Here is a 14,851-nt window from a genome sequence, read left to right as displayed (position 1 = left end):
CCGCCCGCGGGACCCCCGGCGCGTTCGGGACCTCCGGCGCCTTCTGGGCTCAGCCGCTCTTCGTGTACGTCAGAGCGGCCTCGGCCGCCGAGCCGGTCTTCGCCCGCCGCAGCCGGCCGTCCGGCAGGAGGGTGACCTCGGAGGCGTCGCCCGGCTTGCAGGACGGCGGTTCCCCGACGGTGACCTGGGAGGGGCCGATCTCCAGCGGACCGCCGGCTCCCGGCGCCGTGGCGAGGGCGGCCTGGAAGACACAGTGGTAGTCGCTTCCGTCCGCCGTGACCGTCAGCACCGTGTCTCCGACCTCGCCCTGCTGGATGGTCATCCGCCGGGTGTGGTGTCCGCTGTCGTTGTCGATGACCGCGTCCCAGGTCCCGACGAACGCCTCCGGGACGGTGCCACCCTGTGTCGCCGGGTCGCTGGGCGAATCGGAGGTGGTGGCCGGCGGCTGCGACGCGCTCTGCCCCGGTGTCGTCGCGCCGGAGGCCGTGGTGGACGCCTTGGGGTCGTCCTGGCCGCCTCCGCCGCCCCGGCCGTTCAGCAGCGCGAACACGCTGCCGCCCGCGCCGAGCGCGACGACCAGGGCCACGACCACGAGCAGCGCCGTGGACCGGCCGCTCCTGTGCGGGGGCTGCGGGCCGGGCGGGGCGACGCCGGGACCGTACGGAGGGGTCGCGCCGTAGGGCGGGGTCGCGCCGCCGGGCCCGTACGGATGGGCGGCCACTCCCGGTCCGTAGGGAGGCGTCGCGCCGTAGGGCGGCTGGGCCGAGCCCCAGCCTGCCTGGGGGTAGCCGTAGGCGGGGTGGGCCGGGCCCTGGCCGGGGGGCCGCGGGTGCTGCTGCGGATAGCCGTACGCGGGGTGCGGGCCGGCCGGCGCCGCCGGGGGAGGCGTCGTGCCCGGGCCGGCGATCACGGTCGGGAGGTGGTTCACGGGGCCGGGCTGCCCCGGAAGGGGCGGGGTGGCGCCCCCCTCGGCGGGCGCGGGCGCGTGCTCCGGGGAGGCCTCGCTGGACGCGGCGGGCGCCGAGGAGGAGGACGAGGGCGTCGAGGAGGCGGCGGAAGCCGAGGAGGAGGACGAGGCGGCGGGCGAGCCGGTGGGCGGCTTGGAGAAATCGGGGGCGGCGACGGGTGCCGGCGGCAGAGCGGGAGCGGCACCATGCGAGGGCGGGAGGGCGGGAGCGGCACCGGGCACGGGCGGGAGGGCGGCCGGAGCACCCGCCCGGGGCCGCTCCGGTCCCCTGTCCGGATTCTCCGTGTCCAGCAGCCGCACGGCGTGCCGCCCGAGCTGGGCCACCAGCGAGCCGGGCAGCCAGGGGTCGAGGGTGCGTCCCTCCGCGACGGTCTCCTCCGCGCCCGTGCGCTCCAGGATCTCGTCGAGCCCGGGCCGGGCTCCGGGATCCTTGCGCAGACAGTCCCGCACGAGGTCGGCGAGCCCCTCGGGCACCCCCGTGAGGTCGGCCTCCTCCTGCGCGATGCGGAACATCATGGCGTGCACACCGCTGTTGGCCGCGCCGAACGGAAGGGCGCCGGTGGCCGCGTACGACAGGACCGAGCCGAGGCAGAAGATGTCGCACGCGGGCGTGACACGGTCGCCGCGCACCTGCTCGGGAGCCATGAATCCCGGCGAGCCGACGAGCGCCCCGGTGTGGGTGAGGCCGCCGTCCGTCACCGTCTCCAGGGCGCGCGCGATGCCGAAGTCGATGACGCGGGGGCCGTCGATGGTGACGAGGACGTTCGAGGGCTTGAGGTCGCGGTGGATGAGGCCCGCGGAGTGAATGTCCTTCAGCGCGTGCGCGAGGCCCGCGGCGAGGATGCGCACGGAACGCTCGGGCAGGGCGCCGTGGTCGCGTCCGACGACGGCCTGGAGCGAGGGCCCCGCGACATAGCCGGTGGCCACCCACGGGATCGGGGCCTCGGTGTCCGCGTCCAGGACGGGTGCGGTCCACAGCCCGCCGACCCGGCGGGCGGCCCGCACCTCCTGGCGGAAGCGGGCCCGGAACTCCTCCTGCTCGGCGAGTTCCGGCCGGACGAGTTTGACCGCGACGGTACGTCCCCGGTCGGACCGTGCGAGATAGACGTGGCCCATCCCTCCGGCACCGAGTCTCGCCAGCAGCCGGTACGCCCCGATCTGCTGAGGATCCCCCGCCCCCAGGTTCTCCATGGCAGTGCCCACCCTCCCCCGTACGTGTGCAACAGACCGAGGATAGTGCGCCGTACCGGGCATCGGGCGGGGCAGTGTCCACGGTTCCGTCACGACTGGTGCCGTTTTGGTAACGGGTCCCACCGTTGTCCTTGGCGTCCCCCGCCGGGGACCGCCCCGAGCGGCCTCCCGGCCAAGCCCGACAGACTGTCGCGGAAAGCCCCCGACCGCAGACAGGACGCCGATATCGCGCCCGGCCGGCGGACATTTACGCTTCGCCGCATGACCCCTCAGCCCAACCCCCAGGCCGGCGCCGCCGTGAAGGCCGCGGACCGCGCGCACGTGTTCCACTCCTGGTCCGCGCAGGAGCTCATCGACCCGCTCGCCGTCGCCGGCGCCGAGGGGTCGTACTTCTGGGACTACGAAGGCAAGCGGTATCTGGACTTCACCAGCGGGCTCGTCTTCACCAACATCGGCTACCAGCACCCGAAGGTCGTCGCCGCGATCCAGGAACAGGCCGCGACCCTGTCCACGTTCGCGCCGGCGTTCGCCGTCGAGGCGCGTTCGGAGGCGGCCCGGCTGATCGCCGAGCGGACCCCGGGCGATCTGGACAAGATCTTCTTCACCAACGGCGGCGCGGAGGCCGTCGAGAACGCCACGCGGATGGCCCGGCTGCACACCGGCCGTCCGAAGGTGCTCTCCGCCTACCGCTCTTACCACGGGTCCACCTCCACGGCGATCAACCTCACGGGCGACCCCCGGCGCTGGCCGAACGACAGCGGCGCGGCCGGTGTCGTCCACTTCTGGGCGCCGTTCCTGTACCGCAGCCCCTTCCACTCCGACAGCGAGCGGCAGGAGTGCGAGCGCGCGCTCCAGCACCTGGAGGACACCATCGCCTTCGAGGGACCGGGGACCATAGCGGCCCTGATCCTGGAGACGATCCCGGGCACCGCGGGGATCATGACGCCGCCGGCCGGCTACCTGGCCGGGGTGCGGGAGATCTGCGACCGCTACGGGATCGTCTTCATCCTGGACGAGGTCATGGCCGGGTTCGGCCGCACCGGCAGGTGGTTCGCCGCGGACCACTACGAGGTGACGCCGGACCTGATGACCTTCGCCAAGGGCGTGAACTCCGGCTATGTGCCGCTGGGCGGCGTGGCGATCTCCGCCGCCATCGCCGAGACCTTCGCCAGACGGCCCTACCCGGGCGGGCTCACCTACTCCGGCCACCCGCTGGCCTGCGCCGCCGCCGTCGCGACGATCAACGTCATGGAGGAGGAGGGGATCGTCGGCCAGGCGGCCGCCATCGGCGAGACCGTCCTCGGCCCGGGGCTGCGCGAGCTGGCCGAGCGGCACCCGAGTGTCGGCGAGGTGCGCGGCACGGGCGTCTTCTGGGCACTGGAGCTGGTGAAGAACCGGGAGACCCGGGAGCCGCTGGTCCCGTACAACGCGTCGGGCGAGGCGAACGCGCCGATGGCGGCGTTCGGTGCCGCGGCCAAGGCCCGCGGTCTGTGGCCCTTCATCAACATGAACCGCACCCACGTGGTACCGCCGTGCAACATCACCGAGGCCGAGGCCAAGGAGGGCCTGGCGGCCCTGGACGCGGCGCTGTCGGTGGCGGACGAGCACACGGTGTGAGGTCTGGGGGGCCTGTCTGACAAGCCCCAGGGGTTCCCGCCCCTGGTGGGGGTCGGCCGTACCGGTTCCCCGCGCCCCTTCGGGGGTGCCGGGGAGTCCGTCCGCCGGCCCCCACGGCGTATGGTGGCCTGCTCGTAGAGATACGCGAGTAGATGCGCGCACCCACCCACGCGACGGGGAGTGAGACCACCACCATGGCCGGCACCGGCGGCAGTGGCGCCGTAACACGCAGCACCCTGCGGCAGCAGATCGCGGACGCGCTCCGTGACGAGGTGCTCGGGGGTCGCCTCCGGCCGGGCCAGGAGTTCACGGTGAAGGAGATCGCCGAGCAGTACGGCGTGTCCGCCACCCCGGTCCGCGAGGCCCTGGTCGACCTGTCGGCCCAGGGCCTTCTGGACGCCGACCAGCACCGCGGCTTCCGCGTCCACGAGTACTCCGGCGCCGACTACCGCGGCATGATCGAGGCGCGCAGCCTGATCACGGAGGGCATGTTCCAGAGCCTCGTGGCCAGCGGCATGCCACAGGCCGACGACCCCCGCGCGCTCGCCCAGCTCGCGGCCGTCCGGCGCCGCGGCGAGGAGGCCCAGCGCGCGGCCACCGCCGGCGACCTGAACATCCTCATCGGCTACGACCTCCGCTACTGGCGCGAGCTCAGCAACCTGTTCGGCAACGCCTACCTCGCCGACTTCCTGCACCGGATGCGGGTCCAGTCCTGGGTCTGCACGGTCCAGCATCTGCGCCACGTCTCCGATCTCAAGGGCCATCTGTGGTCCGGCCACACCGAGCTGGTGGACGCCCTCGCGCACCGCGACGCCGACGGGGCGCGGGCGATCGTGACGGCGTACAACGAGCACGCGCTCACCCTCATCGAGCGCCTCGACGCCCCCTGAGCCGCGGTCCGGGCGCGGATCGTCCCGTTCCCGTGTTTGAGGACACCCCCGGCGGGCGATCGGGGGGACGGGGAGGTGTCCCCGGGGAGCGGGCGACCCCGGCCGTCGGGAGGCCTACTTGCGTACCGCCCTCTTCACAGGACCGCCACGCGCATTACGCTGCCCTGACCACCCTGCACCCCAAGGAGCAAGAGGAGTCGTCTGTTGGCCTGTGACCTGTGGTTGGTCCCGCTCGTCGACGTGCTGTGCCACACCCCCGACAACCCCTTCGCCGAGGAACTGGCGCTCTACGACAAGGTGCTCGCCGAGGCCGGGCTTCCCCCGGTACCGGTGTACGCGTACATGCCGGGACTGTCGGGTGACGTGGCCCCGGTCGCCGGCTTCGACTACGACGCGCTGCACTTCCTGCGCCGCGCGTACCTGCTCCAGATGTGCGGGCTCGCGGTGGCGCCGGTCGATGAACTCGGCGGCGACTACGAGCAGTTGCTGGAGATGTTCGAGACGAACGCCCAGCAGTCCCATCTGGTCTGGCACTACGACCACGCGGGCGCCTACGTTCCGGTGGAGTTCCCGCACCCGCTGGCCAACGACGAACTCCTCGCGGGCGGCGGGCCCTTGGGCTCGTCCCAGGTCCTCCTGCGCGAACTCGAGTTCGTGGCCCCCTCGATCGGCATCGACCCGGCGAATCCGCCGGCGCCACCACAGCCCCCGAGCGCCCCGACGGAGCTGGAGGAACCCGCCGCTCCGGCCCCCTACGACTCCAGCCCCTTCGCCCGTGAGCGTCACGTCTGGCTGGGCCTGCACGCCGCCGCGACCCGGAGTCTCGCCCAGGGCTCCATGATCGTCTTCAGCTGATCCGGCCGTCCCACGGTGCGGGGCCCGGCCGCGTGCCCGCGTGGCCCCGCACCGGCGGGGACGGAGTCCGCCCGGCCGGTCGTCAGCCCAGCTGGGACAGGCCCTTGTGGAGGTCCTCGGCGTTCATGACGGGGGAGAGGTCGATCCGGGCGCCGAGTTCCATGAAGAACGGCTCCGCGATCACCGGAATCCGACTGCTGTCCTGAAGGTCGAAGACCATGTAACAGGCCCGGCTGCCCTCGTGGGTGGTGAAGTAGGTCGCCTCCGGCTTGAGGCGCTCCATCGTTTCCCGCATCAGCTGCGGAAGTTTTCCGCTCCGGATGAGTTCGTTGGCCTTCTCCGTGTCCATGGTCGCCCTGAGCATCACGCGCATCGCACTCTCCTTGTCCGTCGGCCGACGCACGCAGAAGCACCTGAACGTGCGCTTTCAGGCCATTCCCCCCGCCGACGGCGTGCTCACGGCGGCGGCCCGGACGTCACCCTCTCCAGTGAGACCCAAGCCGCGTCGCTCGTGGGACGGGCACTCGCTCGTGGGACGGGCGCGCCGAGCGGGCCGGACCGGACCGGAAGCGGAGGCCCGACCCGTCAGCTCGACTCGCGCACCACAAGTCGGCAGGGAACCGTGTGGACGCCCCCGCGCCCCGGCCCCTCGCCGTCCCCGGCATCGTCCTCGGTACCGGGCTCGGTGCCGACCTCGGTGCCAGTGCGGGTCTCGGCGTCGGTGCGGGTCTCGGCATCGGTGCGGGCCTCGGCGTCGGCGTCGATGGCTTCCAGGAGGCGCAGCGCGGCGATCCGGCCGATCTCGGCGAGGTCCATGTCGATGGTGGTCAGCGGCGGACGGCAGGCCAGCGCCATGGTGTCCCAGTTGTCGTAGCCGACGACGGCGATGTCACCGGGAACGTCCACACCCCGCTCGCGGAGCGCGTCGGCGACACCCCGGGCGATCTGGTCGTTGCCGCAGAAGAAGGCGTCGGTGTCCGGGGCCGTGCGCAGCACCGCGTCGGCGGCCCGGCGCCCCCATGCCTCGCTCCACTCGCCGAAGTGGACGCGTCCGGTGGCAAGCCTCAGCGAGGAACGTCCGAGGTGCTCGGCCGCGTGCCGGGCGCGGTCGCGGGCGGCGGCGTGGTGCTCCGGGCCGGTGACGTGCGCGATCCGGGTGCGGCCCGCCGCCAGCAGGTGTTCCACCGCGAGCCGGGCACCGCCCCGGTCGTCGGAGACGACGGAGGTGTCGGCCGGGTCGGTGGACGGGGAGAGCGCGTAGACGATGGGGATCGGGTCGACGCCGGTGAGCGGCGGGCGCGGGTCCGTGCGGCGGCCGGTGACGATGATGCCGTCCACCCTGCGGTCCATCAGGTTGCGCAGATGGTGCTGCTCACGGATCGAGTCGCCCCGGGTGTCGCACAGCAGCACGGAGATCTTCCCGGCGCCGAGCGCGTCCTCGGCGCCGAGCAGCACGGGGGTGGAGAAGCGGCCGATGCCGTCCGTCGTCATCAGTCCGACCGTCCAGCTCCGGCCGGTGTGCAGGTTCCGCGCGTGCTGGTTGGGCCGGAAGCCGAGCGAGTCGACGGCGTCGAGAACCCGCCGGCGGGTCTCGGGCCGCATCCGCCCGCCGCCGTTCAGCGCCTTCGACGCCGTGCCCACACTGACCCCCGCGAGGGCGGCGACGTCGGCGAGCTTGGCCCGGCCGGCGAAGGACGAACGCGGAGCAGAAGTCACGGGAAATCCTTTTCCTTCGCGTCGACCAGGACGGCACCGGCCCTCGTCGACGACATTGGCTACCCCATCGTGCCAGCGGCCAGGGATCCGGGCCAGAGTCGGAGCGGCAGAGAAAATATTGCGCCGCGACCCTTGACCCCTCCCGCCGCCTCCCCTCTACTTTCGGGCAGGAAAACGGTTGCTCAAACGAGTTCCCGAGCAGCCGACCGGGCTCCTGCCCGAGCACCCTGCCGCCCGTGGCCGAGCAGTCGGCCGCGCCCCTGCCCGTACCCGGGCGCCCTGCCGTGCCCGTCCTCGAACACGTCACGACCCGTCGAACGCGTTCCGACGAGAACCGGAGAACCATGCCCCGCACACGCTCCGCCCGCCCCGGCACGGGACCCGTCCACCCCACTCCCGGTGCCCGTGGCGCGCTGCGCCCTGCGCCCGCCACCATCGGCGGCGGCTTCTGGCACACCCGCCGTGAGGTCAACGCGCGCACCTCCGTCCCCCAGGGCCCGGACCTGCTGGAGTCGGCGGGCAACCTGCACAACCTGCGGCTGGCGGCGGGCACGGCCGAGGGAGTGTTCCAGGGCGCGTACCCGTTCCTCGACACCGACGTCTACAAGTGGCTGGAGGCCGCCGCCTGGCGGCTGGCCGGGGAACCCACGGGCGCCCTCGCCGCCGAGGTGGACCGGATCATCGCCCTGGTCGCCGCGGCCCAGCAGCCCGACGGCTATCTCAACACGTGGTTCCAGCTGCGCGGGAACGGCGAGCGCTACCAGGATCTGCGCTGGGGCCACGAGCTGTACTGCGCCGGCCACCTCATCCAGGCGGCCGTGGCCCACCACCGCACCACCGGGCGCCCCGAACTCCTCGACGTGGCCCGCCGTTTCGCCGACCACATCGACACGGTGTTCGGCCTCCCCGACAGCGGGAAACCCTTGGACGGCATCGACGGCCACCCCGAGATCGAGACCGCCCTGGTCGAGCTCTACCGGGAGACCGGCGAACGCCGCTACCTCGACCTGGCCGGCTACTTCGTCGACCGGCACGGCCACGGCCTGCTCGGCGGCGAGGCCTACTGCCAGGACCGGGTCCCGGTGCGCGAGGCGACCACCGTGGAGGGCCACGCCGTACGGCAGTTGTATCTGCTGGCCGCGGCGGCGGACCTGGCGTCCGAGACCGCCGATGCCGAACTCCGCGCGGCCACCGAGCGGTTGTGGCAGGCCATGGCTGCGACGAAGACCCACCTCACCGGCGGGCTCGGCGCCCACCACGACGAGGAAGACTTCGGCGACCCCTATGAACTCCCCAACGAGCGCGCCTACTGCGAGACCTGCGCCGCCATCGCCTCCATCCAGTGGAGCTGGCGCATGGCCCTGCTCACCGGCGAGGCCCGCTACGCCGACCTGATCGAACGGACCCTCTACAACGGCTTCCTGGCCGGGGTCTCCCTGGACGGCGAGCGCTGGCTGTACGTCAACCCGCTCCAGGTCCGCGACGGCCACACCGACCCCGGCGGCGACCAGTCGGCCCGCCGCACCCGCTGGTTCCGCTGCGCCTGCTGCCCGCCCAACGTCATGCGGCTGCTGGCCTCCCTGGAGCACTACCTCGCCTCCACCGGCCCGGACGGTCTCCAGATCCACCAGTACGTCACCGGCGAGTACCGCGCGGACCTGGCCGGCACCCCCGTCGCCGTACACGCCGAGACCGACTACCCCTGGCACGGCACGATCGCCCTCACCGTCGAGGAGACGCCCGAGACCCCCTGGACCCTCTCGCTCCGCATCCCCCAGTGGTGCGGCTCCTTCCGCGTCCACGACGGCGAGCGGACCTACGACGGCACGAACGCGCCCGTCCGGGACGGCTGGCTGCGCCTGGAGCGGATCTGGACCCCCGGCGACCGGGTGATCCTCGAACTCGCCCTGGACGCCCGGCTCACCGCCGCCGACCCGCGCGTGGACGCCGTACGCGGCTGCGCGGCGATCGAACGCGGCCCGCTCGTGTACTGCCTGGAGCAGGCCGACCACCCGGGCGGCGGCCTCGACGACATCGTCCTCGACACCGCCCGCCCGCTCGCCGTCAAGCAGCGCCCCGAACTGCTCGGCGGCGTCACCACCGTGCTGGCCGCCGGACACCGCCGCGAGCTCCCCGACGACGGCTCCTGGTGGCCCTACCGCCCCGCCGGTCACACGGCGGCCCCGGCCGGCGACCCGGTCGAGCTCACCGCGATCCCCTACTACGCCTGGGCCAACCGCGAGGACGGCGCGATGCGCGTCTGGCTGCCCACGTCCTGATCCGCGCACCCTCGCACGTCTCTCTCCCCGTCTCCCGACAACGAGGTCACCCCGTGAGAAGCACCCGCCGCACCCTGACCGCAGCCATAGCCACCGCCTGTGCCCTCGCCACCGTCACCGCGTGCGGCGGCGGCTCCGGCTCCTCCTCGTCCGGTACGTCCTCGACGTACACCTTCTGGGACCCGTACCCGCAGTTCGACGCCTCGTCCGACTGGGGCAAGCGCGTCACCGCCTGCGGCACCGACGCCGGGGTCAAGATCAAGCGCACCGCGTACGACACCACGGACCTGGGCAACAAGGCGCTGCTCGCCGCCCAGCAGGGCAACGCGCCCGACGTGATGCTGGTCGACAACCCGGTCGTCTCCACCCTCGTGGAGGCGGGCATCCTCACCAGGACCAGCGACCTCGGCCTCGACACGGCCTCGATCCAGAAGAACATCATCGGCGCGGGCACCCTCGACGACGCGGCCTACGGCGTCCCCATCGGCGCCAACACCCTCGCCCTCTACTACAACAAAGACGTTCTCTCCGCCGCGCACGTGGACCCGGCCGGCATCAAGGACTGGGCGTCCCTGACGGCGGCCCTCAAGAAGATCAAGGCGGCGGGCAAGAAGGGCATCACCTTCTCGGCGATCAACACCGAGGAGGGCAGCTTCCAGTTCCTGCCCTGGTTCTGGGGAGCCGGCGCGGACCTCACCCGGCTCGACTCCGCCAAGGGCGTGGCCGCCCTCACCCTGTGGAAACAGTGGGTCGACGCGGGCTACGCCCCCAAGGACGTACTGAACAACACCCAGACCACCAGCTGGCAGGAGTTCGCCACCGGGGAGTACGCCTTCGGCGAGAACGGCACCTGGCAGCTCGCCAACGCGGAGGAGGCCGGATTCCCGTACGGAGTGGTCAACATCCCTGCGCAGAACGGCGGTTCGGCGCCGGTCCCCACCGGCGGGGAGTTCGTCACCGTTCCCGTGCAGAAGGACACCGGCCGCTACGACACCACCAAGAAGATCGTCACCTGTCTGACCAGCGCCGAGAACCTCCTGGCGAGCGACACGACGCTGACCTATGTGGCGCCCACCTCCGCGGTGCAGGCCCAGCAGGTCAAGGCGAACGCGAAGCTCGGGCCGTGGGTGGAGGCGGTGGCGTCGGCGCGGGGCCGCACGAGCGGCGGCCTGGGCACCAAGTACCCCACCATCTCCGAGCAGATGTGGACTGCCGTCCAAGCGGCCCTCTCCGGCGCCAAGGCCCCCGCCTCCGCCCTGTCCGACGCCCAGACCTCCGCGTCCAAGGGCTAGCAGACGTTTTCTCGCCCCCTCCGCCCCTACCCTCCCCCAAGGTCTCGGCTTCGCTCGACCAGGGGGGACCCCCATCATCCCCGGGGCTCCGCCCCGGACCCCGCTCCTCAAGCGCCGGAGGGGCTGAAACTTCCCCGGCCGGGGCTGAAATCCGGACCGGCCACCACGATGCACCCGCAGTCGGCCGTGCACGGGAGGGGCCGTGCCGGTACATCGATGCCCGTCGCCACCGACGGCCACGCCTCATCCAACGGCGACGGGCTGATGTACCGGCACGGCCCCGACCCACCCACCGGACCGACACCGCACCCGGAAACCGCAGAGGCCACCGCATGCTCACCCACGATCGCCGGAGCCGGCTGACGGCGCTGGCCTTCCTCGCGCCGCTGGCCGCGTACCTCGCCGCCTTCTACGCCTATCCCCTCTACCGCAACCTCGACCTGAGCCTGCGCGACTACACGGTCAGGTCCTTCGTCGCGGGCGACGCCCCCTTCACCGGCTGGGACAACTTCCGCACGGTCCTGGACGACCCGTCCTTCGCCCCGGCGATGCGGCACACGATGATCTTCACCTTCGCCTCCATCGCCGTCCAGTACGCCGCCGGACTCGCCCTCGCCGTCTTCTTCGACCGCCGTTTCCCGCTGGCCCCCACCCTGCGGGCCCTGTTCCTGATCCCCTGGCTGCTGCCGCTGATCGTGTCGGCGTCGACCTGGTCCTGGATGTTCAACAGCGAGTCCGGCGTGGTGAATTACGCCCTGCACCTGATCGGCGTCGACCCCGTCGGCTGGCTCACCTCACCGCACTGGGCGCTGACCTCGGTCATCGTCGCCAACATCTGGATCGGCGTCCCCTTCAACCTGGTCATCCTGTACAGCGGCCTCCAGAACATCCCCGCCGAGCTGTACGAGGCCGCCGCCCTGGACGGAGCGGGCACGTGGCAGCAGTTCCGCCGCATCACGTTCCCGCTGCTGCGCCCGGTCTCGGCGATCACCCTGCTGCTCGGTCTCGTCTACACCCTCAAGGTCTTCGACCTGATCTGGATCATGACGAAAGGCGGCCCCGGCGACTCCTCGTCCACCCTGGCCACCTGGTCCTACCAGCTCGGATTCGGCACCCTGCTGCCCAAGTTCGGCCCCGGCGCCGCCGTCGGCAACATCCTGATCGTCATCGCCCTCGCCTTCGGGCTGCTGCACATCCGCGTCCAGAGGAGGCAGGAAGCATGAAGTCCCGTACGACCGGCCGCCGTCACACCGTGATCGGCGTCGCCCTCACCGCTCTCATGCTCTTCCCGGTGTACTGGATGCTGAACGTGTCCCTCACCCCGCAGCGCGACATGCGCAAGAGCCCGCCCGACCTGTTCCCGCTGCACCCCACCTTCGAGGGCTACCGGGCCGTCCTGAACGACCAGTTGCCCTACCTGGGCACCAGCCTGCTCATCGGCCTCGGCACGGTCGTCCTCACGCTGGCACTCGCCGCACCGGCGGGCTACTCCCTCGCCCGGCTGCGCCCGCCCGGCGCGGGCCCGCTCGGACTCGCCCTCCTGGTCGCCCAGATGATCCCGGGGATCGTCATGGCCATGGGCTTCTACGGGTTCTTCCTCGACCTCGGACTGATCGACTCCTGGTGGGGCCTGATCGTCGCGGACTCCACCATCTCCGTGCCCTTCGGCGTCATGATCTTCGCCGCCTTCATGTCGGGCATCCCCGGCGAACTCGTCTCCGCGGCCCGGATCGACGGCGCGGGCACCTGGCGGATCTTCCGCTCCGTCGTCCTGCCGGTGAGCCGCAACGCGATCGTCACGGTCTCGCTCTTCGCCTTCCTGTGGGCCTGGTCCGACTTCGTCTTCGCCAACACCCTCGACGGCGGCGGCGACATGCGCCCCATCACCCTCGGCATCTACCACTACATCGGCAACAACAACCAGGAATGGAACGCGATCATGGCCACCGCCGTCGTCGCGTCCGTCCCCGCCACTGTCCTGCTCGTCCTCGCGCAACGCTATGTGGCCGCGGGTGTGACCGCGGGCGCCGTGAAGGACTGAGCAGGCGTTCCCCGCTCCCACCTCCAGGAGGCTCCACCATGAGCCGCACGAGCCGCTCAGGCCGCACGACCCGGACGTTACGCATCACCCCGACAGCCACCCCCACCGCCGCACCGCTTCCGACCGCCGTACCGCCCTCGACCGCCGGACACCACCGCGCCCGTGCCCTGGCCACCCTGGGCGCCGTCGCCCTGGCCACCACCGCCCTGCTCGCCGCACCCCCCGCCCAGGCCGCCCCCACCACGGCCACGACCCTGGTCGTCAACGCCGACCAGACCCTCCGCTCCGTGACCCATGCGGCCAGCGGCAGTCTGTACGGCCTCGCCGACGCGAGCACCCCGGCCGACAGCCTGGTCACCCCGCTCAAGCCGAACACCTTCGTGCAGATGGCACCGGGTGGTTCCCAGCTCCCCAACGGCGAACCCGCGCCCGGGGGAGACGCGCTGAAGGTGGCCTCAAAGGCGGCGCGGGCCGGCGCCGGGGTCGTCGTCCGCATGCCCGACTGGTACCCGAACTTCCCCTACAAGTGGGTGAGCTGGAGCAACTGGCTGTCCGCCGTGGACACCCAGATCGCGTCGGTCAAGTCTTCCTCGGCCACCAACATCCGCGCCTACGAGCTGTGGAACGAACCCGACTGGACCTGGGACACCACGAACGCCGGTACGTTCGAGGCCGGCTGGACGCGCACCTACAAGGAGGTCCGCGCCAAGGACACCACCACGCCGATCCAGGGGCCCAGCCACTCGGCGTGGAACCAGAGCTGGATGAGCACGTTCCTCACCGCCGCCAAGGCCGCCGGCACCGTTCCCGACGTCATCGCCTGGCACGAACTCCAGGGCTCCCAGGACATCGCGGCGCACGTCGCGGCGTACCGCTCCCTGGAGAGCGGCCTCGGCATCAGCGCGCGGCCGATCTCCATCGAGGAGTACGGCACGCCGGCCGAGATGGGCATACCGGGTTCACTCGTCGGCTACGTCGCCAAGTTCGAGCGGACGGGTGTCCGGGACGCCGAGCTCGCCTTCTGGAACCACTACGGCACCCTCGGCGACACCCTCACCGACACCGGCGGATCGCCCAACGGCTCCTACTGGCTGTACAAGTGGTACGGCGACATGTCGGGCAGCATGGTCCCCACCACGCCCCCGGCCCAGACGGGCATCGACGGGGCCGCGTCCCGCACCGGGGACGGCCGGCAGATCAGCGTCGTCTTCGGCGGCGGCACGGGCTCGACGGCCGTCACGGTCAAGGGCCTCAGCTCGCTGTCCGCCTTCGGCGGCACGGTGCACGCCAAGCTGGAGTACACCCCGTCCAGGGGCCGCACCACGGCCGTATCAGCCCCGTACACGATCTCGGAGGCCGACTACACGGTCTCGAACGGATCCGTCACCGTGCCCGTGGCCATGAACGCCTCGGACGGCTACCACCTGGTGATCACGCCCAGCGGCAGCTCCACCTCGCAGGCCGGGACCTACCAGATCACCAACAGGAACAGCGCCCTCGCCCTGGACACCCAGAGCGCGGGCACGGCCCAGGGCACCGCGGTCGTCCAGGCCACGTCCTCCACCGGCGCCGGCCAGTCGTGGACTCTCTCCTCCGCCGGATCCGGCCTCTACAAGATCACCAACAAGGCGAGCGGTCTGCTGCTCGGCATCACGAACGCGAGCACGGCGGCCGGCGGAACCGCGCTGATCTGGGCGGACAACGGCACCGCCGACCACCTGTGGCAGCTGATCCCGGCCGGTGACGGCTACTACAAGATCGCCAACTACAACAGCGGTCTGCTGCTCGGCGTGAACGGCATGAGCACCTCCACCGGCGCCCAGGTCCTCCAGTGGGACGACAACGGCACCGCCGACCACCTGTGGAGACTGACCTCACGCTGAGGCCGGCTCCCCGGGTACGGGTACGCCCCCGGATGTCGGCCGGGGGCGCACTCGTGGAACAACCGCTTCGGACACCGCGGCGGGCCCGGTTCGGACACCGCCGCGGATACGCCGGGTATG

The 14,851-nt window shown here is 72.0% G+C and carries 11 protein-coding genes; 8 read left to right on the top strand and 3 right to left on the bottom strand.

What is annotated here, in order from left to right; all coding sequences use genetic code 11:
* Positions 1–49 precede the first annotated feature (49 nt).
* Positions 50–2,158, bottom strand: a complete 2,109-nt coding sequence (locus tag OG410_RS22655) for a serine/threonine-protein kinase (RefSeq protein ID WP_329300879.1) — start codon at positions 2,156–2,158, stop codon at positions 50–52.
* 261 nt (positions 2,159–2,419) lie between these two features.
* On the opposite strand from OG410_RS22655, the gene OG410_RS22650 reads away from it, so the two are divergent.
* From OG410_RS22650 to OG410_RS22640, 3 genes are all read left to right on the top strand, one after another.
* Positions 2,420–3,775: an aspartate aminotransferase family protein gene (locus OG410_RS22650; RefSeq protein WP_329300878.1), complete on the top strand. Its 1,356-nt coding sequence runs from the start codon at positions 2,420–2,422 to the stop codon at positions 3,773–3,775.
* A 194-nt stretch (positions 3,776–3,969) separates the two neighbouring features.
* Positions 3,970–4,665: a GntR family transcriptional regulator gene (locus OG410_RS22645; protein ID WP_329304209.1), complete on the top strand. Its 696-nt coding sequence runs from the start codon at positions 3,970–3,972 to the stop codon at positions 4,663–4,665.
* A gap of 204 nt (positions 4,666–4,869) precedes the next feature.
* Positions 4,870–5,520 (top strand): hypothetical protein, encoded by a 651-nt coding sequence (locus tag OG410_RS22640; protein WP_329300877.1) that lies wholly within the window; start codon positions 4,870–4,872, stop codon positions 5,518–5,520.
* 82 nt (positions 5,521–5,602) lie between these two features.
* Here the strand turns inward: OG410_RS22640 and OG410_RS22635 are convergent, their stop codons facing one another.
* Complete coding sequence (locus OG410_RS22635; protein ID WP_329300876.1) at positions 5,603–5,893, bottom strand: hypothetical protein; 291 nt, start codon at positions 5,891–5,893, stop codon at positions 5,603–5,605.
* 212 nt (positions 5,894–6,105) lie between these two features.
* Complete coding sequence (locus OG410_RS22630; protein ID WP_329300875.1) at positions 6,106–7,236, bottom strand: LacI family DNA-binding transcriptional regulator; 1,131 nt, start codon at positions 7,234–7,236, stop codon at positions 6,106–6,108.
* Positions 7,237–7,580: 344 nt separating this feature from the next.
* Between OG410_RS22630 and OG410_RS22625 the strand changes: the two genes are divergently transcribed.
* The 5 genes from OG410_RS22625 to OG410_RS22605 all read left to right on the top strand — a co-directional run bounded on the left by OG410_RS22625 (position 7,581) and on the right by OG410_RS22605 (position 14,731).
* Positions 7,581–9,515: a glycoside hydrolase family 127 protein gene (locus OG410_RS22625; RefSeq protein WP_329300874.1), complete on the top strand. Its 1,935-nt coding sequence runs from the start codon at positions 7,581–7,583 to the stop codon at positions 9,513–9,515.
* A gap of 53 nt (positions 9,516–9,568) precedes the next feature.
* Positions 9,569–10,807 (top strand): sugar ABC transporter substrate-binding protein, encoded by a 1,239-nt coding sequence (locus tag OG410_RS22620; protein WP_329300873.1) that lies wholly within the window; start codon positions 9,569–9,571, stop codon positions 10,805–10,807.
* 332 nt (positions 10,808–11,139) lie between these two features.
* The gene (locus tag OG410_RS22615) at positions 11,140–12,030 is read left to right on the top strand and encodes a carbohydrate ABC transporter permease (protein WP_329300872.1); all 891 of its coding nucleotides are present in this window, start codon (positions 11,140–11,142) and stop codon (positions 12,028–12,030) included.
* Positions 12,027–12,848, top strand: a complete 822-nt coding sequence (locus tag OG410_RS22610; protein WP_329300871.1) for a carbohydrate ABC transporter permease — start codon at positions 12,027–12,029, stop codon at positions 12,846–12,848. Before OG410_RS22615 ends, OG410_RS22610 begins: the two co-directional genes overlap by 4 nt.
* Positions 12,849–12,886: 38 nt before the next feature.
* The gene (locus tag OG410_RS22605; protein ID WP_329300870.1) at positions 12,887–14,731 is read left to right on the top strand and encodes an RICIN domain-containing protein; all 1,845 of its coding nucleotides are present in this window, start codon (positions 12,887–12,889) and stop codon (positions 14,729–14,731) included.
* The last annotated feature ends 120 nt before the right edge of the window (positions 14,732–14,851 follow it).

Origin of the sequence: Streptomyces sp. NBC_00659, assembly GCF_036226925.1 — a bacterium.
Lineage (GTDB): Bacteria > Actinomycetota > Actinomycetes > Streptomycetales > Streptomycetaceae > Streptomyces.
The sequence above is the reverse complement of the archived record's forward strand: the minus strand, read 5'-3'. Positions and strand labels throughout refer to the sequence as shown.

Bases quoted from the DNA above. Each gene is read 5' to 3' on its own strand.
- OG410_RS22655 (WP_329300879.1), bottom strand. From the start codon at position 2,158: ATGGAGAACCTGGGGGCGGGGGATCCTCAGCAGATCGGGGCGTACCGG.
- OG410_RS22650 (WP_329300878.1), top strand. From the start codon at position 2,420: ATGACCCCTCAGCCCAACCCCCAGGCCGGCGCCGCCGTGAAGGCCGCG.
- OG410_RS22645 (WP_329304209.1), top strand. From the start codon at position 3,970: ATGGCCGGCACCGGCGGCAGTGGCGCCGTAACACGCAGCACCCTGCGG.
- OG410_RS22635 (WP_329300876.1), bottom strand. From the start codon at position 5,893: ATGCGCGTGATGCTCAGGGCGACCATGGACACGGAGAAGGCCAACGAA.
- OG410_RS22625 (WP_329300874.1), top strand. From the start codon at position 7,581: ATGCCCCGCACACGCTCCGCCCGCCCCGGCACGGGACCCGTCCACCCC.
- OG410_RS22615 (WP_329300872.1), top strand. From the start codon at position 11,140: ATGCTCACCCACGATCGCCGGAGCCGGCTGACGGCGCTGGCCTTCCTC.
- OG410_RS22610 (WP_329300871.1), top strand. From the start codon at position 12,027: ATGAAGTCCCGTACGACCGGCCGCCGTCACACCGTGATCGGCGTCGCC.
- OG410_RS22605 (WP_329300870.1), top strand. From the start codon at position 12,887: ATGAGCCGCACGAGCCGCTCAGGCCGCACGACCCGGACGTTACGCATC.